The sequence below is a fragment of the Pseudomonas edaphica genome (genome assembly GCF_005863185.1).
Lineage (GTDB): Bacteria > Pseudomonadota > Gammaproteobacteria > Pseudomonadales > Pseudomonadaceae > Aquipseudomonas > Aquipseudomonas edaphica.
This window is the reverse complement of record NZ_VBVZ01001063.1, coordinates 1-904: the sequence shown is the minus strand read 5'-3', so window position 1 is coordinate 904 and position 904 is coordinate 1. Positions and strand designations below refer to the sequence as shown.

1 protein-coding gene is annotated in these 904 nt (G+C 63.2%); it reads left to right on the top strand.

Features of this window, described 5'->3' with window-relative positions:
- Positions 1-904: xanthine dehydrogenase family protein molybdopterin-binding subunit (locus FEM54_RS33255; protein WP_171045976.1), on the top strand; the 904-nt coding region annotated here is incomplete at both ends.

The following is a 904-nucleotide window of genomic DNA, read 5'->3' as shown; positions in this document are numbered from 1 at the left end:
CGTCAACGCCACGCTGGCAAACGCCAAGACCAAGGTCGAAGCCACCTACCACAACCAGTACGTCAACCATGCCCAACTGGAGCCGCCATCGGCCCTGGCGCGCTATAACCCGGACGGCACGCTGGAAGTCTGGCTGCCCAACCAGGCGCCAGACATGTTCCGCGCCGACATCGCCAAGCGCACCGGGCTGGATGTGTCGAAGATCACCTTGCATTCGCCGTTGCTGGGCGGCTTTTTCGGCCGGCATTTCCTGTACGACTCAGCCAACCCGTACCCGCAGGCCGTCGCATTGGCCAAGGCTGTGGGCCGCCCGGTCAAGCTGATCTGGAGCCGTGAAGAAGAGTTCCTGCGCGATGTGCTGCGCCCGGTCGCGGTGGTCAAGTTCCGCGCGGCGCTGGATGACAAAGGCTTGCCGGTGGCCATCGAAGCCGTGAGCGCCACCGAAGGCCCATCCGAGGCCATCGCCGGCAAACAGGGCGACAAAATCGACCCGACGGCCCTTGAAGGGTTGTCAGGCAAATCCTACGCGATTCCCAACAAACGCATCGCCCAGATCTACGTCAAAGGCCCGGCCATGCTCGGCTACTGGCGCTCGGTGGGCAACTCGCTGAATGACTTTTTCTACGAGGCCTTCCTCGATGAACTGGCTGACAAAGGCGGCCATGACCCGTATGAGTTGCGCCTGCACCTGCTGCGCGACAACAAACGCCTGACCACGTTGCTGCAAGCGGTGGGCGAGTTGTCCGGTGGCTGGAAACGTGGCCCGTATACCGCAGAAGACGGCAGCCGGCGCGCCCGTGGGGTGGCCATGGCCTCGCCCTTTGGCTCGCATGCGGCGGTGGTTGCCGAAGTGTCGATCGAAAACGGCCAGGTCAAGGTGCATAACATCTGGGAAGCCATCGAC